This window comes from Burkholderia cepacia (assembly GCF_029962485.1).
GTDB lineage: Bacteria > Pseudomonadota > Gammaproteobacteria > Burkholderiales > Burkholderiaceae > Burkholderia.
In genome coordinates this window covers 1,170,017-1,191,506 of the sequence record NZ_CP073637.1, presented here as the reverse complement: position 1 = coordinate 1,191,506, position 21,490 = coordinate 1,170,017, and the positions used below count along the sequence as shown (strand labels likewise).

The 21,490-nt window shown below is 66.4% G+C and carries 23 protein-coding genes and 4 tRNA genes; 10 read left to right on the top strand and 17 right to left on the bottom strand.

Features of this window, described 5'->3' with window-relative positions:
• The first annotated feature begins 235 nt into the window (after window positions 1-235).
• From KEC55_RS05620 to KEC55_RS05610, 3 genes are read left to right on the top strand one after another with little or no spacing between them, the layout of a single operon-like run.
• A complete protein-coding gene (locus tag KEC55_RS05620) occupies window positions 236-871 on the top strand; it encodes an SCO family protein (RefSeq protein ID WP_282507080.1) in 636 nt (211 codons plus the stop codon).
• An 8-nt stretch (window positions 872-879) separates the two neighbouring features.
• A complete protein-coding gene (locus KEC55_RS05615; protein ID WP_282507079.1) occupies window positions 880-1,326 on the top strand; it encodes a copper chaperone PCu(A)C in 447 nt (148 codons plus the stop codon).
• A 10-nt stretch (window positions 1,327-1,336) separates the two neighbouring features.
• The gene (locus tag KEC55_RS05610; RefSeq protein WP_282507078.1) at window positions 1,337-2,206 is read left to right on the top strand and encodes a cytochrome c oxidase assembly protein; all 870 of its coding nucleotides are present in this window, start codon (window positions 1,337-1,339) and stop codon (window positions 2,204-2,206) included.
• A gap of 22 nt (window positions 2,207-2,228) precedes the next feature.
• Here KEC55_RS05610 and KEC55_RS05605 read toward each other — a convergent pair whose 3' ends face one another.
• On the bottom strand, window positions 2,229-2,714 hold the full coding sequence (locus tag KEC55_RS05605; RefSeq protein ID WP_282507077.1) for a GNAT family N-acetyltransferase: 486 nt from the start codon (window positions 2,712-2,714) through the stop codon (window positions 2,229-2,231).
• A gap of 153 nt (window positions 2,715-2,867) precedes the next feature.
• A complete protein-coding gene (locus tag KEC55_RS05600) occupies window positions 2,868-3,740 on the bottom strand; it encodes a pirin family protein (protein ID WP_282507076.1) in 873 nt (290 codons plus the stop codon).
• Window positions 3,741-3,850: 110 nt separating this feature from the next.
• Here KEC55_RS05600 and KEC55_RS05595 point away from each other — a divergent pair, with 110 nt between their 5' ends.
• Both KEC55_RS05595 and KEC55_RS05590 read left to right on the top strand, forming a co-directional pair.
• Window positions 3,851-4,768: a LysR family transcriptional regulator gene (locus KEC55_RS05595; protein ID WP_282507075.1), complete on the top strand. Its 918-nt coding sequence runs from the start codon at window positions 3,851-3,853 to the stop codon at window positions 4,766-4,768.
• Between the two features lie 79 nt (window positions 4,769-4,847).
• Window positions 4,848-5,351 (top strand): GAF domain-containing protein, encoded by a 504-nt coding sequence (locus tag KEC55_RS05590; protein WP_282507074.1) that lies wholly within the window; start codon window positions 4,848-4,850, stop codon window positions 5,349-5,351.
• 100 nt (window positions 5,352-5,451) lie between these two features.
• Here the strand turns inward: KEC55_RS05590 and map are convergent, their stop codons facing one another.
• Window positions 5,452-6,258, bottom strand: a complete 807-nt coding sequence (map, locus tag KEC55_RS05585) for a type I methionyl aminopeptidase (protein ID WP_124670453.1) — start codon at window positions 6,256-6,258, stop codon at window positions 5,452-5,454.
• Window positions 6,258-6,494 (bottom strand): ParD-like family protein, encoded by a 237-nt coding sequence (locus KEC55_RS05580; protein WP_282507485.1) that lies wholly within the window; start codon window positions 6,492-6,494, stop codon window positions 6,258-6,260. The genes map and KEC55_RS05580 overlap by 1 nt, the downstream gene beginning before the upstream one ends.
• Window positions 6,495-6,642: 148 nt before the next feature.
• Between KEC55_RS05580 and KEC55_RS05575 the strand changes: the two genes are divergently transcribed.
• Both KEC55_RS05575 and KEC55_RS05570 read left to right on the top strand, forming a co-directional pair.
• Entirely contained in the window at window positions 6,643-7,266 is a 624-nt protein-coding gene (locus tag KEC55_RS05575) for a helix-turn-helix domain-containing protein (RefSeq protein WP_282507073.1), read from the top strand.
• A 37-nt stretch (window positions 7,267-7,303) separates the two neighbouring features.
• Entirely contained in the window at window positions 7,304-7,852 is a 549-nt protein-coding gene (locus KEC55_RS05570; protein WP_282507072.1) for a GNAT family N-acetyltransferase, read from the top strand.
• Between the two features lie 96 nt (window positions 7,853-7,948).
• On the opposite strand, the gene KEC55_RS05565 is transcribed toward KEC55_RS05570, so the two are convergent.
• From KEC55_RS05565 to uvrC, 6 genes are all read right to left on the bottom strand, one after another.
• Window positions 7,949-8,022: transfer RNA gene (locus KEC55_RS05565), tRNA-Cys, on the bottom strand.
• Window positions 8,023-8,122: 100 nt separating this feature from the next.
• A tRNA-Gly gene (locus tag KEC55_RS05560) sits at window positions 8,123-8,198 on the bottom strand.
• A 51-nt stretch (window positions 8,199-8,249) separates the two neighbouring features.
• Window positions 8,250-8,325: transfer RNA gene (locus tag KEC55_RS05555), tRNA-Gly, on the bottom strand.
• Window positions 8,326-8,378: 53 nt separating this feature from the next.
• Window positions 8,379-8,454 (bottom strand) — tRNA-Gly (locus KEC55_RS05550).
• 146 nt (window positions 8,455-8,600) lie between these two features.
• Window positions 8,601-9,188 (bottom strand): CDP-diacylglycerol--glycerol-3-phosphate 3-phosphatidyltransferase, encoded by a 588-nt coding sequence (gene pgsA, locus KEC55_RS05545; protein ID WP_034186518.1) that lies wholly within the window; start codon window positions 9,186-9,188, stop codon window positions 8,601-8,603.
• Between the two features lie 98 nt (window positions 9,189-9,286).
• Window positions 9,287-11,338, bottom strand: a complete 2,052-nt coding sequence (gene uvrC, locus KEC55_RS05540; RefSeq protein ID WP_282507071.1) for an excinuclease ABC subunit UvrC — start codon at window positions 11,336-11,338, stop codon at window positions 9,287-9,289.
• Window positions 11,339-11,414: 76 nt separating this feature from the next.
• On the opposite strand from uvrC, the gene earP reads away from it, so the two are divergent.
• From earP to KEC55_RS05525, 3 genes are all read left to right on the top strand, one after another.
• Window positions 11,415-12,608: an elongation factor P maturation arginine rhamnosyltransferase EarP gene (gene earP, locus KEC55_RS05535; protein ID WP_282507070.1), complete on the top strand. Its 1,194-nt coding sequence runs from the start codon at window positions 11,415-11,417 to the stop codon at window positions 12,606-12,608.
• Window positions 12,609-12,734: 126 nt separating this feature from the next.
• A complete protein-coding gene (gene efp, locus KEC55_RS05530) occupies window positions 12,735-13,292 on the top strand; it encodes an elongation factor P (protein WP_047900193.1) in 558 nt (185 codons plus the stop codon).
• A gap of 269 nt (window positions 13,293-13,561) precedes the next feature.
• On the top strand, window positions 13,562-14,947 hold the full coding sequence (locus KEC55_RS05525) for a sigma-54-dependent transcriptional regulator (protein ID WP_282507069.1): 1,386 nt from the start codon (window positions 13,562-13,564) through the stop codon (window positions 14,945-14,947).
• Window positions 14,948-15,138: 191 nt separating this feature from the next.
• Here the strand turns inward: KEC55_RS05525 and nagZ are convergent, their stop codons facing one another.
• The 7 genes from nagZ to lepB form a co-directional block, all read right to left on the bottom strand.
• Window positions 15,139-16,167, bottom strand: coding sequence for a beta-N-acetylhexosaminidase (gene nagZ / locus KEC55_RS05520; protein WP_282507068.1), 1,029 nt, complete (start codon window positions 16,165-16,167; stop codon window positions 15,139-15,141).
• A gap of 16 nt (window positions 16,168-16,183) precedes the next feature.
• Complete coding sequence (gene acpS / locus KEC55_RS05515; RefSeq protein WP_282507067.1) at window positions 16,184-16,624, bottom strand: holo-ACP synthase; 441 nt, start codon at window positions 16,622-16,624, stop codon at window positions 16,184-16,186.
• Window positions 16,625-16,657: 33 nt separating this feature from the next.
• Window positions 16,658-17,434 (bottom strand): pyridoxine 5'-phosphate synthase, encoded by a 777-nt coding sequence (pdxJ, locus tag KEC55_RS05510; protein WP_031400031.1) that lies wholly within the window; start codon window positions 17,432-17,434, stop codon window positions 16,658-16,660.
• Complete coding sequence (recO, locus tag KEC55_RS05505) at window positions 17,431-18,267, bottom strand: DNA repair protein RecO (protein WP_059574001.1); 837 nt, start codon at window positions 18,265-18,267, stop codon at window positions 17,431-17,433. Before recO ends, pdxJ begins: the two co-directional genes overlap by 4 nt.
• On the bottom strand, window positions 18,254-19,153 hold the full coding sequence (gene era / locus KEC55_RS05500; protein WP_282507066.1) for a GTPase Era: 900 nt from the start codon (window positions 19,151-19,153) through the stop codon (window positions 18,254-18,256). Before era ends, recO begins: the two co-directional genes overlap by 14 nt.
• Before the next feature lie 60 nt (window positions 19,154-19,213).
• Window positions 19,214-20,434, bottom strand: coding sequence for a ribonuclease III (gene rnc, locus KEC55_RS05495; protein WP_282507065.1), 1,221 nt, complete (start codon window positions 20,432-20,434; stop codon window positions 19,214-19,216).
• Between the two features lie 153 nt (window positions 20,435-20,587).
• Window positions 20,588-21,481, bottom strand: coding sequence for a signal peptidase I (gene lepB / locus KEC55_RS05490; protein WP_011544943.1), 894 nt, complete (start codon window positions 21,479-21,481; stop codon window positions 20,588-20,590).
• Window positions 21,482-21,490: the final 9 nt, after the last annotated feature.

The window sequence follows — 21,490 nt, the reverse complement described above, 5'->3', positions numbered from 1 at the left end:
CGCGAATGGAATTGTGCGCATCTTACCGCGCCTGCGCACCGAGATGGGCGAAACCGGTGCATCGCCAGCCTCGCGCCGCCGATTGCGTCAACTGCGACATATTGCCCCGCTCGCCCGCCCCGTACGGGTTTCGAAAGGACGCGGGCGCGCGAATTGCGCTACAGTCGCAACCGCCTGCCGCGCGACGCATGGCATCGCGCCGGCCGGGTACTTTTCCGACCGTTCGAGCCCCAGGATGTCGCTTGCCCGTCCCGCGCCGTACCGGCGCATCTCCCGCTTCATCCGCACGGCCGCGGCCCTCGCCGCCGCCGTGGCGCTCACCGCGTGCACGCACGACGAGCCGCGCTGGAACCTGACCAACGTTACCGGCCACCTGCCCGACCTGTCGTTCACGCTGACGGGCGGCGACGGCCGCCCCGTTGACGCCGATGCGTTCCACGGCCGTATCGCGCTCGTCTACTTCGGCTATACGCACTGCCCCGATGTCTGCCCCGAAACAATGGCACGGCTGATGGAAGTGCTCGGCAAGCTCGGACCGCAAGCCAATGACGTGCGCATCCTGTTCGTGTCGGTCGATCCCGCGCGCGACACGCCGCAGTTGATGCAGTCGTACGTCGCCGCGTTCGACGCCGCGCACGCGCGCGGCCTGACCGGCACCGACGGCCAGATCGAATCGCTCGCGAAACGCTACCGCGTCGCGTACCAGATGGAAAAACGCGATCCGTCCGGCGGCTACGAAGTCACGCACAGCTCGGCCGTCTACATCTTCGACGCAACCGGCCGCGCACGCCTGCTCGCGACCGATCGCGATTCGCCCGACGCCATCGCCGCCGATGTGCGCCGGATCATCGACACCGCCTCCACGACCTGAATTCCGACATGAACACGAAGACGACCCTCAAGACGTTCGCCCTCCTCGCCACGCTGTGCGCCGGCGCCCAAGCGTATGCCGCCGGCGCGATCACCGCCCAGGGCGCGTGGGTGCGCTGGCTGCCGAACAAGCTGCCCGCGGGCGGCTACGTGACGCTCGTGAACACCGGCGACAAGCCGGTCGATCTCGTCGACGTCGACAGCCCCGACTACGGGATGGCGATGCTGCACCAGACCGTATCGAACGGCTCGACGCAGAAGATGGAAATGGTCGACAAGCTGACGATCCCCGCACGCGGCAAGGTCGACATCGCGCCAGGCGGCTATCACTTCATGCTCGAGGAGCCGAAGCACGCGATCAAGCCGGGCGACACCGTGCACCTGCGCCTGAAATTCTCCGACGGCGAAACGGTCGATGCGCCGTTTGCCGTGAAGTCGCCGGCCCAGACGAAGTGATCCGCGCGCGATGAACCTCCTGTACTGGCTCGATCCGTGGGAACCGTCGCCGACGGTCGTCATCGCGGTGCTGACGGCTGCCATCCTGTTCGCGCGTGGCGTGAAGAAGGCGAAGGTGACGCCGCTGCGGCAGTTCTCGTTCTGGTTCGGGCTGACGGCGCTCTATATCGCGCTGCATACGCGGCTCGATTATTTCTTCGAGCACGAGTTCTTCATGCACCGCGCGCAGCACCTCGTGCTGCACCACCTCGGGCCGTTCTTCATCGCGCTGTCCTACCCGGGCGCGGCGATTCGCGCGGGCATCCCGTTCAGCTGGCGGCAGCGCTTCGTGCGCCCCGCGCTCGCGTGGGCGCCCGTGCGCGCGACGCTCGACGTGGTGTTCCATCCGGTCGTCGCGGTCGTGCTGTTCGTCGGGCTGATCTATTTCTGGCTGCTGTCGCCGATCCACTTCATCGCGATGCTCGACTGGCGTCTCTATCGCGTGATGAACTGGAGCATGGTGATCGACGGGCTGCTGTTCTGGTGGCTCGTCGTCGATCCGCGGCCGGCGCCACCTGCGCGGCTGTCGCCGGGCCGCCGGATCCTGATCGTCGTCGCGGCGATCCCGCCGCAGATCGCGCTCGGCGCGCTGATCTTCTTCACGCCGCACGAGCTGTATCCGATCTACTCGATCTGCGGCCGTGCATTCACGTGGCTGAGCCCGCTGCGCGATCAGCAGATCGGCGGGCTGCTGCTGTGGATTCCGGGCTCGATGATGAGCGTGATCGGCGCGCTGATCGCGCTGCGGCACTGGCTGCGGTTGTCCGCGCGCGGTCGCCTGATCGGCGAACGCGCGGTGCAGCACACGGACAAGCCGCCGGTGCCGCACGCCGCGCACTGACCGCGGCGCAGCGCGGCGCGCATCACGCGCGCGCGCTGCTCATCCACACGTGCGGAATGCCGTCCTCGTCATGCACGTCCGAACTCGGCGTAAAGCCGAATGCGCCATAGAAACGCTGCAAGTGAGCCTGCGCATGCAGGCTCACCGGCGTATCCGGCCACTGCGCGCGGATATGCTCGAGCGCGCGCGACAGCAGCCCGTTGCCGAGGCCCGCGCCACGGAACGCGGCGGTCGTCAGCACGCGGCCGATCCGCACGTCGGTGTTCTGCGCATCGGGCAGCAACACACGCAGATAGCCGGCCAGGCGGCCGGCCGGATCGAACGCGGCCAGGTGCCACGCGGTCTGGTCCGCGTCGTCGATATCGCGATACACGCAGTTCTGCTCAACGACGAACACGGCGCTGCGCGCCTCGAGGATCGAATAGACTTCGCGCGCCGTCAGCGCGTCGAAGGATTTCCAGCGCCAGTCGAGATCGGCGGCGCTCTGAGATGCGGCGGATGCGTTCATGTGCGGTCCTGATTCGGGCGCGCCGGCCGGCGCGCGGCAACCGTCGATTATGCCTCGAAGCGCACACCGCGCGCGACCGCCTGCTCGCGCACGAAAAAAAGGCCCCGCATCGCGCGGGGCCTGTTCGTCATGCCGTCATGACTGCCATGACCGTCATGCCGGCATCTGGCCGAAGCGGCCGCCGTTGAAGTCCTCGATCGCGGTACGAATCTCCGCTTGCGAGTTCATCACGAACGGACCGTAGCCGACGACCGGCTCGTCGATCGGCTCGCCGCTCAGGATCAGCAGCTTCGCGTCGCCGTTCGCTTCGATCTCGACGTCGCTGCCGTCACGACCGAGTTGCACGAACTGCGCTTCGCGAGCGACCGTCTCGCCGTTCACCTGCACGGTACCGCTCAGCACCACCACCGCGAGCGTGCGCCCTTCGGCAACCGGGAACCGCGCATGGCCGCCTGCCACGAGCCGCACGTCCCACACGTCAATCGGCGTGTGCGTGCGGGCCGGGCCGCGGTGCCCGTCGAGTTCACCTGCGATGATCCGCGCACGCCCTGCACCGTCCGGCAGCTCGACCACGGGAATGTCCGCGTTCAGCAGCGTCTGGTAGCCGGGCGCGCCCATCTTGTCGGCGGCGGGCAGGTTCACCCACAGCTGCACCATTTCGAACGGGCCGCCGTGCTTCGTGAACCCTTCCGAGTGGAATTCCTCATGCAGGATCCCGCTCGCGGCCGTCATCCACTGCACGTCACCCGGGCCGATCACGCCGCCCGCGCCGGTCGAGTCGCGATGTGCGACCTCGCCGTCATAGACGATTGTCACCGTCTCGAACCCGCGGTGCGGATGCTGACCGACACCGCGCGGCGCCGAGACCGAGCCCGGCTCGAACGAGGTCGGACCGGCGTAGTCGAGCAGCAGGAACGGGCTCAGGTGCGTGCCGTGAGACTGGTAGCTGAACATCGAACGCACCGGGAAACCGTCACCGACCCAATGGCCGCGCGGCGCACTGTACACACCCTGGATCTTCTTCATTGCCTTCTCCAAATTGCGGCGAAACACGTGTTTCGCATCCATGAGTAGCAATATAGTGGTGGAACGATCGATCCGGTAGACTGCCGAAATCGCACTCAGCGTTCTATTTCATGAACGATAAAGCACGGGATCTGAACGATCTCTACTACTTCGCGCAGGTCGTCGAACACGGCGGCTTCGCGCCGGCCGGGCGTGCGCTGGACATGCCGAAATCGAAGCTGAGCCGTCGCATCGCGCTGCTCGAGGCACGGCTCGGCATGCGGCTGATCCAGCGTTCGACGCGCCGTTTCACGGTCACCGACGTCGGCCAGACGTACTACGCGCATTGCCGTGCGATGCTCGTCGAGGCCGATGCGGCCGACGAGGCGATCGCGCTGCTGCACGAGGAGCCGCGCGGCATCGTGCGCGTCAGTTGCCCGATCGTGCTGCTCGATTCACTGGCCGGTACGATGATTGCCGCGTTCATGGCCGCGTGCCCGCGTGTCGAGATTCATCTGGAAGCGACCAACCGGCGTGTCGACGTCGTCGGCGAAGGGATCGACGTCGCGATCCGCGTGCGCCCGCCGCCGCTCGAAGACAGCGATCTCGCGCTGCGCGTGCTGGCCGAGCGCGGCCAGTGCCTCGTCGCGAGCCCCGCGCTGCTGCGCGAGCACGGGGCGCCGGCCGTTCCCGCCGATCTCGCGCGCCTGCCGAGCCTCGATCACGGCGTGCCGCAATCCACGCACGTGTGGCGGCTGCGCGGGCCCGACGGCGCACACGCGGAGATCCATCACCAGCCGCGCTTCGTGACGGGCGGCATGCTCGCGCTGCGCGCGGCGGCCGTCGCGGGTGTCGGCGTCGTGCAGTTGCCGACGATGATGGTGCGCGACGAAGTCGCGCGCGGCGAACTGGCCACGGTGCTGCCGGACTGGGCGCCACGACGCGAGATCGTGCACGCGGTGTTCGCGTCGCGCCGGGGGCTGCTGCCCGCGGTGCGCGCGCTGCTCGACTTCCTGGCGGAGCGGTTTGCCGAACTCGAACCCGACTGAGCGCTGCAGACCGCGCGCGCGTACCGTAGACTGCGGTACGCGCCACGCGCATTTTCACAACCCTGATCGCTTTCCCGCCATGTTCACGCTGTCCAACGACCCCAACGCCTCCAAGGCCGATCAATACGCGACGCTCGTCGAGCAGGCACGCGCGCTCGTCGAGTCCGAACGCGACCTGACGGCAAACGCCGCGAATTTCTCCGCGCTCGTCTATCACTCGCTCGATCGTCTCAACTGGGCCGGCTTCTACTTCTTCGACGGCACCGAACTCGTTGTCGGGCCGTTCCAGGGCAAGCCCGCCTGCGTGCGCATCGCGCTCGGCAAGGGCGTGTGCGGCACGGCCGCGCAGACGCGCGAAACGCAGGTCGTGCGCGACGTGCATGAATTCCCCGGCCACATCGCGTGCGACGCGGCCTCGGAATCGGAAATCGTCGTGCCGCTGGTGGCCGGCGACGGCACGCTGATCGGCGTGTGGGACGTCGACAGCCCGGTCGCCGCGCGCTTCGACAATGACGATCGCAAAGGCATGGAAGCGCTGTGCCGCGTGTTCGTCGAACACGCGTGGCAGAAGGCGCGCGGCTAAGCCTCGCTGCACCGGTCACCACAAACGAAACGGGCCCCTTCACTTGAAGGGGCCCGTTTCATTGCAGCACCGCGCCGCCCTGCGCGGCACACCTCTGCCGTCAGGCCGCGTGCGTGCCGGAAAGCGCCGCGAACGCCTGCGGCTTCGCGTCCTCGGTCAGCACCTCGAAGCCCGTTTCCGTCACCACGACCATGTGCTCCCATTGCGCGGACAGCGAATGGTCCTTCGTGACGACCGTCCAGCCATCGGCCAGCACGCGCGTGTCGCGCTTGCCCGCGTTGAGCATCGGCTCGATCGTGAAGATCATCCCCGGCCGCAGCGGCACGCCGGTACCCGGGCGGCCGTAGTGCAGCACCTGCGGCTCGTCGTGATAAACATCGCCGATGCCATGCCCGCAATACTCGCGCACCACGCTGAACCCTTCGCGATGCGCGACCTGCTGGATCGCATAGCCGACGTCGCCCAGCGTCGCGCCCGGACGCACCGCGCGGATGCCCGCGTGCATCGCCTCGTAGGTCGCCGCGACGAGGCGCCGCGCGAGTTCGTTCGGCTCACCGACGAAATACATGCGGCTCGTATCGCCGAACCAGCCATCCTTGATCACCGCGATGTCGAGGTTCACGATGTCGCCGTCGCGCATCGGCCGCGACGTCGGAATGCCGTGACAGACCACGTGGTTGACCGACGTGCACAGCGTCTTCGGATAGCCGTGGTAGCCGATGTTCGCGGGAATCGCGCCGAGTTCGTCGACGATGTATTCGCGGCAGCGCGCGTCCAGTTCGTCGGTGGTCACGCCCGGCTTCACGTGCTCGGTGATCATCGTCAGCACCTGCGACGCAAGCTTGGCGGCTTCGCGCGACTTGGCGATCTCTGCGGCGCCGCGGATCGGAATTTCTCGCTTCGCCATTACGCCACCTGCTCGATGTGCGACGCGACCGGTTCCGCCGGCACCACGTCGCCGCCCCGCGTCTCGGCCTCGATCAACATCTTGCAGATGTCGCCGTAGGACAGCGCCGGGTTGAGTTCCGCCAGCATCCCGACGCGCAGCCAGTGTTCGGCCTGCGCGTTGATCGAACGGCTCAGCGCCGTGCTCGTCGAGCGCAGCCGTTCATGCATGTGCTCGGAAATCTTGATGATGCCCATATATCCCCAATTAAACGAAACGTAGCTGTTTCGTATATTACGCTGCGCACGACGGCCGGGCAAGCTGCTCGGCATCCGTCGAACCATCGGCCCGCCACAACCGATGCCGTTGACATCGAATTCCAGTTTGCTGGAAAATAAATCCATCATGAAAGAATCAACGATCACGCAGGCCGACGACACCGGCATCAACGAGCGCATCGCGCGGCGCGTGCGCGACCTGCGCACCGTTCGAGGCTACACGCTCGATGCGCTGGCCGCGCGTTCCGGCGTCAGCCGTTCGATGATCTCGCTCATCGAACGCGCATCGGCCAGCCCGACAGCCGTCGTGCTCGACAAGCTCGCGGCCGGCCTCGGCGTGTCGCTGGCCGGGCTGTTCGGCGGCGACCGGGACGACACGCCCGCGCAGCCGCTGGCCCGACGTGCGCAGCAGGCCGAATGGCGCGATCCGGCGTCCGGTTATGTGCGGCGCAACCTGTCCCCGGCCGGCTGGCCGTCGCCGATCCAGCTCGTCGAGGTCGATTTCCCGCCCGGCGCGCGCGTCGCGTACGACAGCGGCGGGCGCGAAAGCGCGCTGCATCAGCAAGTGTGGGTCATCAACGGCCGTGTCGACGTCACGTTCGGCGATGCGCTCCACGAACTTCACGAAGGCGACTGTCTGGCCATGCGGCTCGACCAGCCGCTGATCTTCAGCAATCCGTCACCGCATCCCGCACGCTATGTCGTCGTGATCTGCGATGCGTCCGCCGCTGCCGGCGTGCGGAGCGCGTAATGCACGCACGCCCCGTTCAACACCACCAGGAGCCCGTATGAATTCCCCGAAACAGCACGACGACGTGCGCCTGATCGATTGCAGCGAGGCCGAGCACGCAGCGGCCATCCTCGAGATCCTGAACGACGCGATCGCGAACTCGACCGCACTGTACGACTACCGGCCGCGCCCGCCGGAAGCAATGGTCACGTGGTTCGCGACGAAGCGCGCGGGCGGTTTTCCGGTCGTCGGCGCCGTCGACGAATCGGGCGCACTGCTCGGCTTCGCGAGCTGGGGCACGTTCCGTGCGTTTCCCGCGTACAAGTACACGGTCGAACATAGCGTCTATGTACGCAGCGACCAGCGCGGCCGCGGGCTCGGCGAACTGCTGCTGCGTGAAGTCGTCCGGCGTGCGCGCGACGCACAGGTGCACGTGCTGGTCGGCTGTATCGATGCGACCAATGCCGGGAGCATCGCACTGCATACGAAACTGGGATTCGTGCACTCGGGCACGATCACGGAGGCGGGATTCAAGTTCGGCCGCTGGCTCGACGCGGCGTTCTATCAGTTGAAGCTCGAGACGCCCGCGCAGCCGGTGGATGGCTGATTGCCCGACGGCCGTCGCAGCACTCTGCTCGACGGCCGCGAAGCGAGGCAGAAAAAAGAAAAGCCCCGCCGAAGCGGGGCTTTTTCTCGTTCTACCTGGAGGCGCGAGCCGGAGTCGAACCGGCCTAAACGGCTTTGCAGGCCGCTGCATAACCGCTTTGCTATCGCGCCAAAAGCGGACTGTCCGGATGCCGTGAGGCAAACGACAGATTTTTTATTCGAGGACCGGAAGTCCATCAAATAAAAAGGGAAGCTTGGCTTCCCCATTACTTGGAGCGGGAGACGAGTCTCGAACTCGCGACCTCAACCTTGGCAAGGTTGCGCTCTACCAACTGAGCTACTCCCGCATTGTCCTGCACCTGCAGCGCTTTGCCGACCAACACGCTGCCAGAAAAATCTGGAGCGGGAGACGAGTCTCGAACTCGCGACCTCAACCTTGGCAAGGTTGCGCTCTACCAACTGAGCTACTCCCGCATGTGTCCTGCATCTGCAGCGCTTCGCCAACCAACACGCTGCCAGATAAAATCTGGAGCGGGAGACGAGTCTCGAACTCGCGACCTCAACCTTGGCAAGGTTGCGCTCTACCAACTGAGCTACTCCCGCGTATTGCTACGCTACTGCTTCCCCGTCACACACTTACTTCGTCGTGCAGCGGAGAAGCGAGATTATGTCGAAGGCACATTCGTGTGTCAAGGGCTTTTCCAGCCCTTTTTCCAAAAACCGTCTCGACCGAACGCGAGACGCGCGTCTCACGCACCGCCGCGCTCGCGAATCTGCGGCCATGCGAGCTTCATGTAGTACAGCATCGACCAGATCGTCAGCACCGCCGCGAGATACATCAGCCACTCGCCCCACACGCGCGTGTCGATCGTCACGACGCCGAGCGGCAGCGGCCCATAGAACAGCAGCATCGGGATCGCGACCATCTGGCACGCGGTCTTGAACTTGCCGAGCTGGTTCACCGCGACGCTCTTCGACGCACCGATCTGCGCCATCCACTCGCGCAATGCCGAAATCGCGATCTCGCGGCCGACGATCACGAGCGCGATCGCCGCGTCCACCCGCGAAATCTGCACGAGGATCAGCAGCGCGGCCGTCACCATCAGTTTGTCCGCCACCGGATCGAGAAACGCGCCGAACGACGACGTCTGGTTCCACTTGCGTGCGAGATAGCCGTCGAACCAGTCGGTCAGCGCCGCGAGGATGAAGATCGCCGCCGCCGCGAGATTGCGGTGCGCGCCGCCCATCACCGTGTCCGGCAGATAGAACACGCCGACAACGAGCGGAATCAGCACGATCCGTACCCACGTCAGGAAAATCGGGAAATTGAACGGCATGGCATGCGGGACAGTAAAGGATTCGCAATTGTGCCGTGTCGACCGGCCTGCCACAAGAACGCGAAAAAGCGCACGAGGCAGCCGGCCGCACGGCCGTGTCAGTGAAGCTGCTTGTAGATCTGTTCGGCGAGCGCGTGCGAGATGCCCTCGACGCTCGCGAGTTCCTCGACGCTCGCGGCCACCACGCCGCGCAATCCGCCGAATCGCGCGAGCAACCGCTGCCGGCGCTTCGCGCCGACGCCTTCGAGCTCCTCGAGCCGCGACGTCTGGCGCGCCTTCGCCCGCTTCGCCCGCATGCCGGTGATCGCGAAGCGGTGCGCCTCGTCGCGGATCTGTGCGACGAGCATCAGCGCGGCACTCTCCTTGCCGAGTTCGAGCGGCGTGCGGCCGTCCGCGAACACGAGCGTCTCGAGGCCGACCTTGCGCCCCTCGCCTTTTGCGACGCCCACCAGCATCGACGTATCGAGCCCCAGCTCGGTGAACACCTGGCGCGCGATTTCGACCTGACCCTTGCCGCCGTCGATCAGCACGATGTTCGGCAGCAGGCTCGACGCCTCGGCCTGGCGCGTCGACTCGCCGTCGATGCCGGCCGCTTCGTCGACGGCGGCCGCCTGCGCGGCCTGCTCGACCATCTTCTCGTAGCGGCGCGTGAGCACCTGCCGCATCGCCGCGTAATCGTCGCCCGGCGTGATGCCCGTGATGTTGTAGCGGCGGTACTCGCCCGACTGCATCTTGTGATGGTGGTACACGACGCACGACGCCTGCGTGGCCTCGCCCATCGTGTGGCTGATGTCGAAGCACTCGATCCGCAGCGTCGCGAGATCGTCGCAATCGTAGCTGAGCGTGTCGGCCAGCGAGCGCGTGCGCGCCTGCTGCGAGCCCTGTTCGGACAGCAGCCGCATGAGCGCGATCTGCGCATTCTGTTCGGCCATCGACAGCCACGCGCGCCGCTGCCCCTGCGGCTGCCGCACGAGCGACACCTTGTGGCCGGCCTGTTCGGACAGCAGCTCGAGCAGGTCGCGGCTCGCCGGCGCATGGCTGACGACGAGCACCGGCGGCACGCGGTTGCCGAGATAGTGCTGCGCGATGAACGCGTCGAGCACTTCGGCCTCGACCGACGCCGCCGCGCCGCCGCGCGCGCTGCCGGCTTCTTCCGCAGGCTGTTCGGGCACCGCGACGGCGGTCGCGCCAGTTGCGCCGGTTGCCTCTGCCGCTTCCAGCGATTCGGCCTCGTCGCCGAGACCGCCTTCGGCGAGCGTCAGCGCGCTTTCGACGTGCGTCGGGAAATACGCCTTGTCGCCGAGATGCCGGCCGCCGCGCACCATCGCGAGGTTCACGCACACGCGCCCGCCCTGCGCGACGACGGCGAGGATGTCGACGTCGCTGTCGCTGCCGACCTCGATCGCCTGCTGATGCAGCACCGTCGCGAGCGAACTCATCTGGTTGCGCACGGCCGCCGCCTGCTCGAATTTCAGCTCGGCCGCGAACGCGTGCATCTTCTGCTCGAGCTCCTTCATCACTTCGGACTGCCGGCCGAGCAGGAACCGCGCGGCGTTCGACACGTCGACCGCGTAATCCTCGCCGGAGATCGCGCCGACGCACGGCGCCGTGCAGCGCCCGATCTGGTGCAGCAGGCACGGCCGCGTGCGGTTGTTGAAAACCGAATCCTCGCAGGTCCGCAACTGGAACACGCGCTGCAGGATCTGGATGCTCTCGCGCACGGCCCACGCGCTCGGGAACGGCCCGAAATACTGGTTCTGCTTGTCGACCGACCCGCGGTAGTAGGCCATCCGCGGAAAACGGTGCGCGGTGAGCTTCAGGTACGGGTACGACTTGTCGTCGCGAAACAGGATGTTGTAGCGCGGCGCGAGCGCCTTGATCAGGTTGTTCTCGAGCAGCAGCGCCTCGGCTTCCGAGCGCGTGACGGTCGTCTCGATGCGCGCGATGCGCGTGACCATCATCGCGATGCGCGGCGACAGCTGGGTCTTCGTGAAATAGCTCGATACGCGCTTCTTCAGGTCGCGCGCCTTGCCGACGTAAAGCACGGCGCCCGCCGTGTCGTAATAACGATAGACACCGGGCATGTGCGGCAACTGCGCAAGGATCTTCTTCGGTTCGAACGGAGTATCGGAGGCTTCTGGGGCTGTCATGCGTGATCCGGGCGCCTTGTAACGCGGAACGGGTCTATTAGAATCGCCAGTTTAGAGCATTCACCGGCCCGCTTCGATGCCACGCACCACCGCTGCCCCACTCCCCACCGTACCGCTCGCGCCGGGCGAACCGATCGCCTGTGACCTCTTCTGCACCGTCATCGACAATTTCGGCGACATCGGCGTGTGCTGGCGCGTGGCGCGCCAGCTCGCGCACGAGCACGGCTGGCAGGTTCGGCTGTTCGTCGACGACCTGCGTACGTTCGCGCGCCTGCTGCCGGGGGTCGACCCCGACGCCGGGCGGCAGACGGTCGACACGATCGTGATCGAGCACTGGCACGCGGAAGTCGGCGACGCGCTGGAGATCGCCGATGTCGTGATCGAGGCATTCGCGTGCGAGCTGCCCGGCGCATATCTCGCGGCGATGGCGCGCCGCGAGCGCCGCCCCGTGTGGATCAACCTCGAATACCTGAGCGCCGAGGACTGGGTCGCCGATTTCCATCTGCGGCCGTCGCCGCACCCGCGCTACCCGCTGCTGAAGACATTCTTCTTCCCTGGCCTGTCGGCCGGCACCGGCGGCGTCCTGAAGGAGCACGACCTCGATTCGCGCCGCATGGCCTTCGAAGCCGACGCGGCGGCACGCGACGCATGGTGGCGGCGCTCGACCGGCGGCGCGCCGCCGGCCGCCGGCACGACGGTCGTCAGCCTGTTCGCGTACGAGAATCCGGCCGTCGACGCGCTGCTCGCCCAATGGCGCGACGGCCCGTCGCCGGTCGTCGCGCTCGTGCCAGCCGGTCGCCTGTCGCCGGCTGTCGCGCGCTTTTTCGGGGTCGAGTCGTTCGGCGCGGGCGCGCATGCGCACAGCGGCAATCTGGTCGCACATGGCCTCGCATTCGTCCCTCAGGCCGACTACGATCCATTGCTGTGGGTGGCCGACATCAATTTCGTGCGCGGCGAGGATTCGTTCGTCCGTGCGCAGTGGGCGCGCAAGCCGTTCGTGTGGCACATCTACCCGCAGGCCGACGACGTGCACCTGCCGAAGCTCGACGCCGCGCTCGCGCACCTGTCGGCCGGCCTCGCCGACGCGCCGCGCGCGGTGCTCGAGCGGTTCTGGCATGCATGGAACGGTGTCGGCACGCCTGACTGGGCCGATTTCTGGCAGCACCGCGCCGCACTCGACGCCAACGCGGCCCGCTGGGCCGACGCGCTTGCGGCCGTCGGCGATCTCGCCGGAAAGCTGGCGGAATACGCAAAATCTCAGTTAAAATAAGCGGTTATCCGACGGCTGACCAGGCAAGCGCTCGCTTTTGGCGTCCACCGGAACGCGCCGCTTGCGCCGTCAGCCGTTGCGCAACGCTCAGGCACCTATTTATTTGATTTGATCAGGACAGTTTTTATGAAGACCGCACAGGAACTCCGCGTAGGCAACGTCGTGCAGATCGGCAGCGATGCTTGGGTCATCGCAAAGGCGGAATACAACAAGTCGGGCCGTAATTCCGCCGTCGTCAAGATGAAGATGAAGAACCTGCTGACCAACGCAGGCCAGGAATCGGTCTACAAGGCGGACGACAAGTTCGACGTCGTCGTGCTCGATCGCAAGGAAGTGACGTATTCGTACTTCGCCGACCCGATGTACGTGTTCATGGACGCCGACTACAACCAGTACGAAGTCGAAGCCGAAATGATGGGCGAAGCGCTGAACTACCTCGAAGACGGCATGGCGTGCGAAGTCGTGTTCTACAACGAGAAGGCGATCTCGGTCGACCTGCCGACGGTCCTCGTTCGCGAGATCACCTACACGGAACCGGCTGTCAAGGGCGATACGTCGTCGGGCAAGGTGCTGAAGAACGCCAAGCTCGCAACGGGCTTCGAACTGCAAGTGCCGCTGTTCTGCAACACCGGCGACAAGATCGAAATCGATACGCGTACGAACGAATACCGCAGCCGCGCGTAATCGTCAGCGATACCCGCATCGAACAAAGCGCCCTTCGGGGCGCTTTTTGTTTGTCTGGCGCCAACAGCGGGCATGCGCCAAGGGTATAAGAAGCACAAAATCCACCGGTAAAGATATTCAATTTGTATCATCGGTAACTGTTTTATAGCGTGGGAGAAATAATGAGCGTTACGCGTTCGGTGGGGCATAAAATCAGTTTTTAATCTGACATGCGGCTGCGGCCCCCGATGGCCGACAGCCCGCCTCTATTGACTCGACTCGCGTCCACCATGCCACACGCCCTGATTGTCGAAGACGATCCCAACAGTCTCTCCGGCCTCACCGCGCTGCTCGCCGCAGACGGCTTCTCGGTCGACACGGCCACATCGCTCGCCGAAGCGCGCACGGCGCTCGGCCGCTCGATCCCCGACGTCGTCCTCGTCGACCTGAACCTGCCGGACGGCAGCGGGTTCGACCTGCTCCAGCACCTGCCGCAGCAACAGCCGAACGGCTCGCTGCCCGTGATCGTGCTGACGGGCAACGCTACGGTCGAGAGCGCAATCGAGGGCCTGCGTCACGGCATCTGGGACTACCTGCTGAAGCCGATCAACATCCCGCGCCTGCGCAGCCTGCTCGCGCGGATCCCGCGCCCGTACGAACTGATCGACGAAGTGCAGTCGCTGCGTGCGTCGCTGCGTCATCTCGGCCGCTTCGGCGCACTGGTCGGCCGCAGCGACGCGATGCAGCACGTGTACGACATGATCGAGCACAACGCGCGCACCGAAACGGCCGTGCTGTTCGCGGGCGAAGCCGGTACCGGCAAGAAGCTGGCCGCGCGCACGCTGCACGACCTGAGCCGGCGCCGCAAGGGGCCGTTCGTGTCGTTCGACTGCCGGACGATCGCGCAGGCCGGCCGGCACGGCGCATCGCTCGACAGCGTGCTGTTCGGCCATGAGCGCGGCGCGTTCGACGGTGCCGAGCGCCGCGAATCGGGCCTGTTCGAACAGGCCGGCGGCGGCACGCTGTTCCTCGACGAGATCACCGCGCTGCCGCTCGTGCTGCAGGAAGCGCTGCTGCACGCGCTCGATTCGCAGAACTTCATGCGGATCGGCGGCACGAGCTCGATCACGAGCGATTTCCGGTTGATCGCGACCACGCGCCGCCCGGCGCGCGAAGCGGTGGCGAACGGCACGCTGCGCGAGGATCTGTGGCTGCGTCTCGATGCGGCGTCGATCACGATGCCGCCGCTGCGCGAGCGCGACGGCGACGCACTCGCGATCGCGGACGCGCAGATCGACGAACTGAACCGCGAAGCACGCGCCACCGGCCGCAGCACGACCGACAAGCGCGCGGCGCCGGGCTTCGTGCGCGAATGCCTGTCCTACGAATGGCCCGGCAACGTGCGCGAACTGCAGGAGCGCGTGCGCTTCGCATACGACGCCTCGGGCGATTTCATCGAGACGTTGCGCGCGGGCGAGCCGAGCTTCTCCGCCGGTGCCGCGCTGAACGGCAGCAGCGTGCAGATCAAGGTCGGCACGCCGCTGTCCGACGTCGAGGACCTGCTGATCCGCGCGACGCTCGACGCGGTCGGCGGCACGCGTCATCGCGCGGCCACGCTGCTCGGCATCAGCCCGAAGACGCTGTACAACAAGCTGCAGCGAATGAAGGTGAACTGAGCGGCCGCCCGTGAATGCGGGCACGGGCTGGGCTTGACCGTTAGTTGCGTTAAAGCCCGCCGCCCGATTACCTGCTTCGTCGCTGCCGCAACACAGCCCATGAATGCAGTCCATGAAAAAAGCCGCGCAATTGCGCGGCTTTTTGTTTGGGCGACCGGAAGGACGCGAACCCGCGTCGTCCCCTCCCCCGCTTACGCCAGTGCGCTTTTCAGCAGTGCCTGCGCCTGCAGATACTCCGGCTGCGCAATCAGCTTGTCCCACTTGAGCGCCTTGCCGCGCGCGCGCATCCGCTTGATGCGCCGCACCGACTCGGCCGACGCCTGCGCCTTCAACCCGTTCAGCACGACCTCGGCCGCCTCCGGCTGGTTGCAGACGAGCACCATGTCACAACCGGCGGCGATCGCGGCGTCAGCCGCCTGCGTAAGCGTGCCGCCTTCGCGGGCGGCCTCCATCGACAGGTCGTCGCTGAAGATCGCGCCCGTGAACCCGAGCTTTCCGCGCAGGATGTCCTGCAGCCACACGCGCGAGAATCCGGCCGGCCGCTTGTCGACCTGCGTATAGATCACGTGCGCGGGAATCACGGCCGACAGCGACAGGCCGAGCCAGTCATACGGCGCGACGTCCTGCTTGAGGATCGCGTCGAGCGTGCGATCGTCGGTCGGCAATGCGACGTGCGAATCGGCTTCCGCGAAACCATGCCCCGGGAAATGCTTGCCGCAGTTCGCCATGCCGGCGAGCGACAGCCCGTGGTTCAGGCTCTTCGCGAGCAGCGCGACGACACGCGCGTCGCGGTGGAACGCGCGATCGCCGATCACCTTCGAGTGCCCGTAGTCGAGGTCGAGCACCGGCGTGAAGCTCATGTCGATCCCGCACGCGCGCAGCTCGGCGGCGAGGATGTAGCCGACGGCGGTCGCGACCTTCGCCGCGAGCAGCACGTCGCGATCCCACAGTTCGCCGAGGCGGCGCATCGCGGGCAACACCGTGAAGCCGTCGGTGCGGAACCGCTGCACGCGCCCGCCTTCATGATCGACGGCGATCAGGATGTCTTCGCGCACCGCGCGGATCGAGTCGGTCAGCGCGGTCAGCTGCGCGCGATTCTGGAAATGCCGCGCGAACAGGATCACGCCGCCGGTATTCGGATGCGCAAGGCGCCGCGCATCGTCGCGCGACAGGGCCGTGCCGACGATGTCGAGCATGACCGGGCCGGGAGTCGTTTTCATCGAATCGGAAATTCCGTCAGGAGGAGGTTCGGGAAACAGGTGCAGGTGCAGGTGCAGGCGCGGCGTCCGTCTCCGCGATCACGAACGACACCGCGTAGTCGCGTTCGTCGCTGACCGTCACACGCGCCGTGATGCCGCGCGCGGCCAGCCAGTCGGCCAGCTCGCCCGACGCGACCACGTATGGCTCGCCGCTCGGGTGGTTGAGCGTCTGCAGCGCGCGCCACGTCATCGGCCAGTGCATGCCGAGCCCGATCGCTTTCGAGAACGCTTCCTTCGCGGAAAAGCGCGTCGCGAGAAACGCGATGCCGCGCGCCTCGGAGCGGGCGCGGCGCGCATGGAACACGCGCAGTTCGTCGGGACCCAGCACCTTCTCGGCAAACCGGCCGCCCGTGCGTTCGAGCACGGCCGCGACGCGGCTCACCTGGGCGATGTCGGTACCGATGCCGTAGATCGCCATGTCAGTACGCGCGCACGCGGTGGAATTTCATCTTCAGCGCGCGCCGCCGTGCAGCGCGGCGACACGGGCGGCGACCATGATCGCCTTCATCTCGCGCACCGCGTTGTCCCAGCCCGCGAAGATCGCGTGCGCGACGATCGCGTGGCCGATGTTCAGCTCGACGATGCCGTCGATCGCGGCGATCTGCTGCACGTTCGTGTAATGCAGCCCGTGCCCCGCATTGACCTTCAGGCCAAGCTGCGCACCGGCCTGCACGCCCGCGACGATGCGCTCGTACTCGCGCTGCTGTTCGGCTTCGTCGTGCGCTTCGGCGTAGCGGCCCGTGTGCAGTTCGATCACCGGCGCACCGGCTTCATGCGCGGCGCGGATCTGCGTCTCGTCAGGGTCGATGAACAGCGACACGCGCACGCCGACGTCGGCCAGCTGCTTGCACGCCGCGCGCACGGCCTCGAAGTGGCCGGCGACATCGAGACCGCCTTCGGTCGTCAGCTCTTCGCGCTTCTCGGGCACGAGGCACGCGTCGTGCGGACGCACTTCGCACGCGATGTCGAGCATCTCGGCCGTCACCGCGCATTCGAGGTTCATGCGCGTCTTCAGCAACGGGCGCAGCTTGCGCACGTCGGCGTCGACGATGTGGCGGCGATCCTCGCGCAGATGCAGCGTGATCGCATCCGCACCGGCCTCTTCGGCGGCGAGCGCCGCGCGGATCGGATCGGGATAGGTCGTGCCGCGCGCATTGCGCAGCGTCGCGACGTGGTCGATGTTCACGCCGAGGTCGATGGCGGTGGGCGTTGTCAGGAAGAAGCTCATAGGTTTTGCAGGTCGATCAGGATCTGACGCGTGGCAAGCGGCGTACCGCCGAGATAGGTGTTCAGCAGGAAGCGCATCAGCGTCTTGCTTTGCGCAACCGTCTGGGCTCGATGGTAATCGTCCTGCTCCATGTCGAGCAACGTCTGTCCGGTGATGACCGGCCAGTGCGACGGCACGTCGTCGTCCGCATTGCGCACGCCGCGCTCGGGATCGAACACGTAGCGGCGATCGGGCTCGACCGCGCGGCGCGCGACCGTGCGGTTCAGCGCCATCGCATAGCCGGTCTCGCGCAGCAGCACGCGCTCGAACGAGCGCAGCACCTGCACCGCGGGTTCGCCGTGCGCGAGGCGCGTGAGCGTCAGGACATAATGATTGAACAGCGGCGGCTGGGGATCCTCGCGCGCGCAGAATTTCACGAGCAGTTCGTTCGCGTAGAAACCGCACAACAACCCGTCGCCGCCGAGCGGCAGCATGCCGCCGACCCACTCGGCACCCGTCAGCGTGCGCACTTCGGATTTTCCGGACCAGGACAGCAGCAGCGGCTGGAAGGTCTGCAGCACGCCGCGCAGCGCGGAGTGCGGGCGCTTGGCGCCTTTCGCGACGAGCGCGAGCCGGCCGTGATCGCGCGTCAGCACGTCGACGATCAGGCTCGTTTCGCGATACGGATAGCTGTGCAGAACGAACGCCGGCTGCTCGGCGACGCGAAAATCGGACGTGCGAGACGTCGCGCGCCGCGCCTTGCGCGGCGGTTCGGGCGGAGCCGGCAGCGGCGCGTCGTTCGCGCCGGCCGTCACCGCGTCTTCAGTCGACGTCAGCGCGTCATTCGTACCCATAGGCGCGCAGTCCGGCCTCGTTGTCGGCCCAGCCGCTCCTCACCTTCACGAAGGTCTCGAGGTACACGGGGCCGTCGAACAGCTTCTCCATGTCCATCCGCGCCTCGGTGCTGATCTGCTTGAGCTTCTCGCCCTTCTTGCCGATCACCATCGCCTTGTGCGAATCGCGTTCGACGAGGATCGTCGCGAAGATGCGCTTCAGCCGCCCTTCTTCCTCGAACTTGTCGATCACGACGGTGCTCGTGTACGGCAGCTCGTCGCCGGTCCAGCGGAACACCTTCTCGCGCAGGATCTCAGCCGCGAGGAAGCGCGAGCTGCGGTCGGTCAGCTCGTCCTCGCCGTAGATCGGCGCGCCTTCCGGCAGGTACGGCTTGATCGTCTCGAGCAGGCGCTTGATGTCTTCCGGCTGCTGCGCCGACAGCGGCACGAGCTCGGCGAACTCGCGCAGCGCGTTCATTTTCTGCATGAACGGATACAGCGTGGCCTTGTCGGCCACACGGTCGATCTTGTTCGTGATCAGCAGCGTCGGCATGCCGGGCGGGATCAGATCGAGCACCTTCTGGTCGTCGGGCCCGAAGCGGCCGGCCTCGATCACGAACAGGATCACGTCGACCGACGTCAGCGTCGACGTGACCGCGCGGTTCAGCGAGCGGTTCAGCGCGGTGCTGTGACGGGTCTGGAAACCCGGCGTGTCGACGAACACGAATTGCGCGTCGTCGAACGTGTTGATGCCGGTGATGCGGTGGCGGGTCGTCTGCGCCTTGCGCGACGTGATGCTGATCTTCTGGCCGACGAGTGCGTTCATCAACGTCGACTTGCCGACGTTCGGGCGGCCCACGATCGCGATCATGCCGCAACGGAAACCGGTAGGAGCGGGAGTGTTCATATCGTTTGGGAGACAGGTTCGGAAACGGCCGCGCGGCGCGCGGCGCGATCGATGGGCAATTCAGTGGTCGGCATCGGCCACGCGCGCCTGCGCGGCAGCGAGGCTCGCGCCGCCCGGCGGCGTCTCGGCATCCGGTGCCGCGGCATCGCGTGCGCGCGCGGCCGGGCGCGCCGCGGGGTCGGATCCGGTGGACGGCTTGTCGGCGGGCGAAGCGGCCGAAGCAGCCGAGGCAGCCGGATCGGCTGCGCGCGGCGTGGCGTCCGCGGGCTTGTCCGCGGGCTTGTCGGGCCGGTCGGCGGGTTTATCGGCCACCTTGTCGGTCGCCGGCTTCGCCGCCCGTTCGCCCTTGTCGGCCGCCGTCTCTACATGCGCCGCGCGGATCGCGGCCATCGGTGCGACGGCCGGCTCGGCGCCGGCCGCGGCGGTTGCCGCGGGCACCGCGCCGGCGGCCGCCGCCCGCGCCTCGCGTGCAGCCGCACGTTCCTTCCGTTCCGGCGAGCGCAGGTCGAGCGCTTCCTGCACGCCCTTCACGCCCGGCACGATTTCGGGTTCGACATGCTTCGACCCGCGCGCGTTTTTCGAGCGCTTCGGCTTCGTGGCCAGCATCGGCGCGGCCGCCATCACTTCGTCGAGCGCCTTCTTCGCGGCGGCCTGCTCGGCCGCGCGCCGGCTCGCGCCGGAGCCCGATACCTTCACGTCAAGCTTCGGCACCGTGCATTCGACCTCGAACTGCTGATTGTGCGCCGCACCATGCGTCGCGACGACCGTGTAGGTCGGCAGCGCGATCTTGTGCCCCTGCAGGTATTCCTGCAGCAGCGTCTTCGCGTCCTTGCCGAGCGTGCGCGGATCGATGTGGTCGAGAATCGGGATGTAGAGGCGCTTGATGACCCCTTGGGCGGCTTCGAAGCCGCCATCGAGGAACACGGCCCCGATGATGGCTTCGAACGCGTCCGCGAGGATCGACGGGCGACGGAACCCGCCGCTGCGCAACTCGCCCTCGCCCAGCCGCAAGCCGTCCGAGATATTCAGGGCCTGAGCAATTTCGTACAGCGACTGCTGTTTGACGAGGTTGGCGCGTACGCGCGACAGATCGCCTTCGTCCAGCTTGCTGAAACGCTGGAACAAAAGGGCGGCCACCGCGCAATTCAGAACGGAGTCGCCGAGAAACTCGAGCCGTTCGTTGTGCGTGGCACTGTGACTGCGATGGGTCAAAGCCTGGCGCAACAATTCCGCATTGCGAAATTCGTAGCGCAGCCGGCTTTCCAACTGGGATAGGGGCATGTGCAGGAGTATAACGCGGGCGCCGGTCGGGCCGAAACGGCTCGGCCGGACACGAAAAGGCGTGACGAGGCGGTGTTACCGCCGGTTCTTAAAGTAGTTCGACAATACGTGACGCGGCCCGTGCGTCACGTATTGCGTGCGAGTCGACTGCGATCAGTTGAAGGAACCGATGCGCTTCAGGTCGCTGAAGTTCATCCAGATGAAGAACGCGCGGCCGACGATGTTCTGGTCCGGCACGAAACCCCAGTAGCGGCTGTCCGCACTGTTGTCGCGGTTGTCGCCCATCATGAAGTAGTGACCGGGCGGCACCTTGCAGATCACACCGCGGCTGTTGTACGTGCAGTTGTCGCGATACGGATAGTCGTAAGCGCCCATCACGAACGGCGGCACGGCCGGGTTGTTGAGGATCGCGTTCTTCTTGTTGCCGATCGTTTCTTCGAACTGCTTCGCGTAGTTCTGACGCTCGTCGTCGAAGAAATCGGGCAGCGGCGTTTCAGGCACCGGCTGGCCGTTGATCGTGAGCTGCTTGTCCTGATACGCAACCGTATCGCCCGGCAGGCCGATCACACGCTTGATGTAGTCGACCGACTCGTCCTTCGGATAACGGAACACGACGACGTCGCCGCGCGACAGCGGGCTGCCCTGCGTGATCTTCGTGTTCGTGACCGGCAGGCGCAGCCCGTATTCGAACTTGTTGACGAGGATGAAGTCGCCGACGAGCAGCGTCGGCACCATCGAGCCCGACGGAATCTTGAACGGCTCGACGACGAACGAACGTACGACGAACACGGCCAGGATCACCGGGAAGAAGCTTGCGGTGTACTCGAGCCACCACGGCTGGCGCAGCTTCTCGTCACGCAGCTTCGAACGCGTCTGCACAGCGTTTTCGTCCGCGAAACGCTTGTCGATACGCGACTGCTGGCGATCGAACTCCTCGATCGCCGAGTCGGCCGCTTTGCGTCGCCGCGGCAGGAACACCAGCTTGTCCAGCACCCACGCTACGCCCGTCACGACGACGAGCACAAAAAGAATCAGCGCAAAATTCATAAAAGGAAC

What these genes read in the sequence shown, in the direction of transcription:
- nagZ (WP_282507068.1), bottom strand. Translation starts at nt 16,167, where the DNA reads ATGAAAACGACTCCCGGCCCGGTCATGCTCGACATCGTCGGCACGGCC.
- recO (WP_059574001.1), bottom strand. Translation starts at nt 18,267, where the DNA reads ATGGGTACGAATGACGCGCTGACGTCGACTGAAGACGCGGTGACGGCC.
- acpS (WP_282507067.1), bottom strand. Translation starts at nt 16,624, where the DNA reads ATGGCGATCTACGGCATCGGTACCGACATCGCCCAGGTGAGCCGCGTC.
- earP (WP_282507070.1), top strand. Translation starts at nt 11,415, where the DNA reads ATGCCACGCACCACCGCTGCCCCACTCCCCACCGTACCGCTCGCGCCG.
- uvrC (WP_282507071.1), bottom strand. Translation starts at nt 11,338, where the DNA reads ATGACAGCCCCAGAAGCCTCCGATACTCCGTTCGAACCGAAGAAGATC.
- KEC55_RS05595 (WP_282507075.1), top strand. Translation starts at nt 3,851, where the DNA reads ATGAACGATAAAGCACGGGATCTGAACGATCTCTACTACTTCGCGCAG.
- KEC55_RS05590 (WP_282507074.1), top strand. Translation starts at nt 4,848, where the DNA reads ATGTTCACGCTGTCCAACGACCCCAACGCCTCCAAGGCCGATCAATAC.
- KEC55_RS05605 (WP_282507077.1), bottom strand. Translation starts at nt 2,714, where the DNA reads ATGAACGCATCCGCCGCATCTCAGAGCGCCGCCGATCTCGACTGGCGC.
- KEC55_RS05615 (WP_282507079.1), top strand. Translation starts at nt 880, where the DNA reads ATGAACACGAAGACGACCCTCAAGACGTTCGCCCTCCTCGCCACGCTG.
- KEC55_RS05580 (WP_282507485.1), bottom strand. Translation starts at nt 6,494, where the DNA reads ATGGGCATCATCAAGATTTCCGAGCACATGCATGAACGGCTGCGCTCG.
- KEC55_RS05575 (WP_282507073.1), top strand. Translation starts at nt 6,643, where the DNA reads ATGAAAGAATCAACGATCACGCAGGCCGACGACACCGGCATCAACGAG.
- efp (WP_047900193.1), top strand. Translation starts at nt 12,735, where the DNA reads ATGAAGACCGCACAGGAACTCCGCGTAGGCAACGTCGTGCAGATCGGC.
- KEC55_RS05610 (WP_282507078.1), top strand. Translation starts at nt 1,337, where the DNA reads ATGAACCTCCTGTACTGGCTCGATCCGTGGGAACCGTCGCCGACGGTC.
- KEC55_RS05525 (WP_282507069.1), top strand. Translation starts at nt 13,562, where the DNA reads ATGCCACACGCCCTGATTGTCGAAGACGATCCCAACAGTCTCTCCGGC.
- KEC55_RS05620 (WP_282507080.1), top strand. Translation starts at nt 236, where the DNA reads ATGTCGCTTGCCCGTCCCGCGCCGTACCGGCGCATCTCCCGCTTCATC.
- lepB (WP_011544943.1), bottom strand. Translation starts at nt 21,481, where the DNA reads ATGAATTTTGCGCTGATTCTTTTTGTGCTCGTCGTCGTGACGGGCGTA.
- KEC55_RS05570 (WP_282507072.1), top strand. Translation starts at nt 7,304, where the DNA reads ATGAATTCCCCGAAACAGCACGACGACGTGCGCCTGATCGATTGCAGC.
- era (WP_282507066.1), bottom strand. Translation starts at nt 19,153, where the DNA reads ATGAACACTCCCGCTCCTACCGGTTTCCGTTGCGGCATGATCGCGATC.
- map (WP_124670453.1), bottom strand. Translation starts at nt 6,258, where the DNA reads ATGGCGAAGCGAGAAATTCCGATCCGCGGCGCCGCAGAGATCGCCAAG.
- KEC55_RS05600 (WP_282507076.1), bottom strand. Translation starts at nt 3,740, where the DNA reads ATGAAGAAGATCCAGGGTGTGTACAGTGCGCCGCGCGGCCATTGGGTC.
- pgsA (WP_034186518.1), bottom strand. Translation starts at nt 9,188, where the DNA reads ATGCCGTTCAATTTCCCGATTTTCCTGACGTGGGTACGGATCGTGCTG.
- rnc (WP_282507065.1), bottom strand. Translation starts at nt 20,434, where the DNA reads ATGCCCCTATCCCAGTTGGAAAGCCGGCTGCGCTACGAATTTCGCAAT.
- pdxJ (WP_031400031.1), bottom strand. Translation starts at nt 17,434, where the DNA reads ATGAGCTTCTTCCTGACAACGCCCACCGCCATCGACCTCGGCGTGAAC.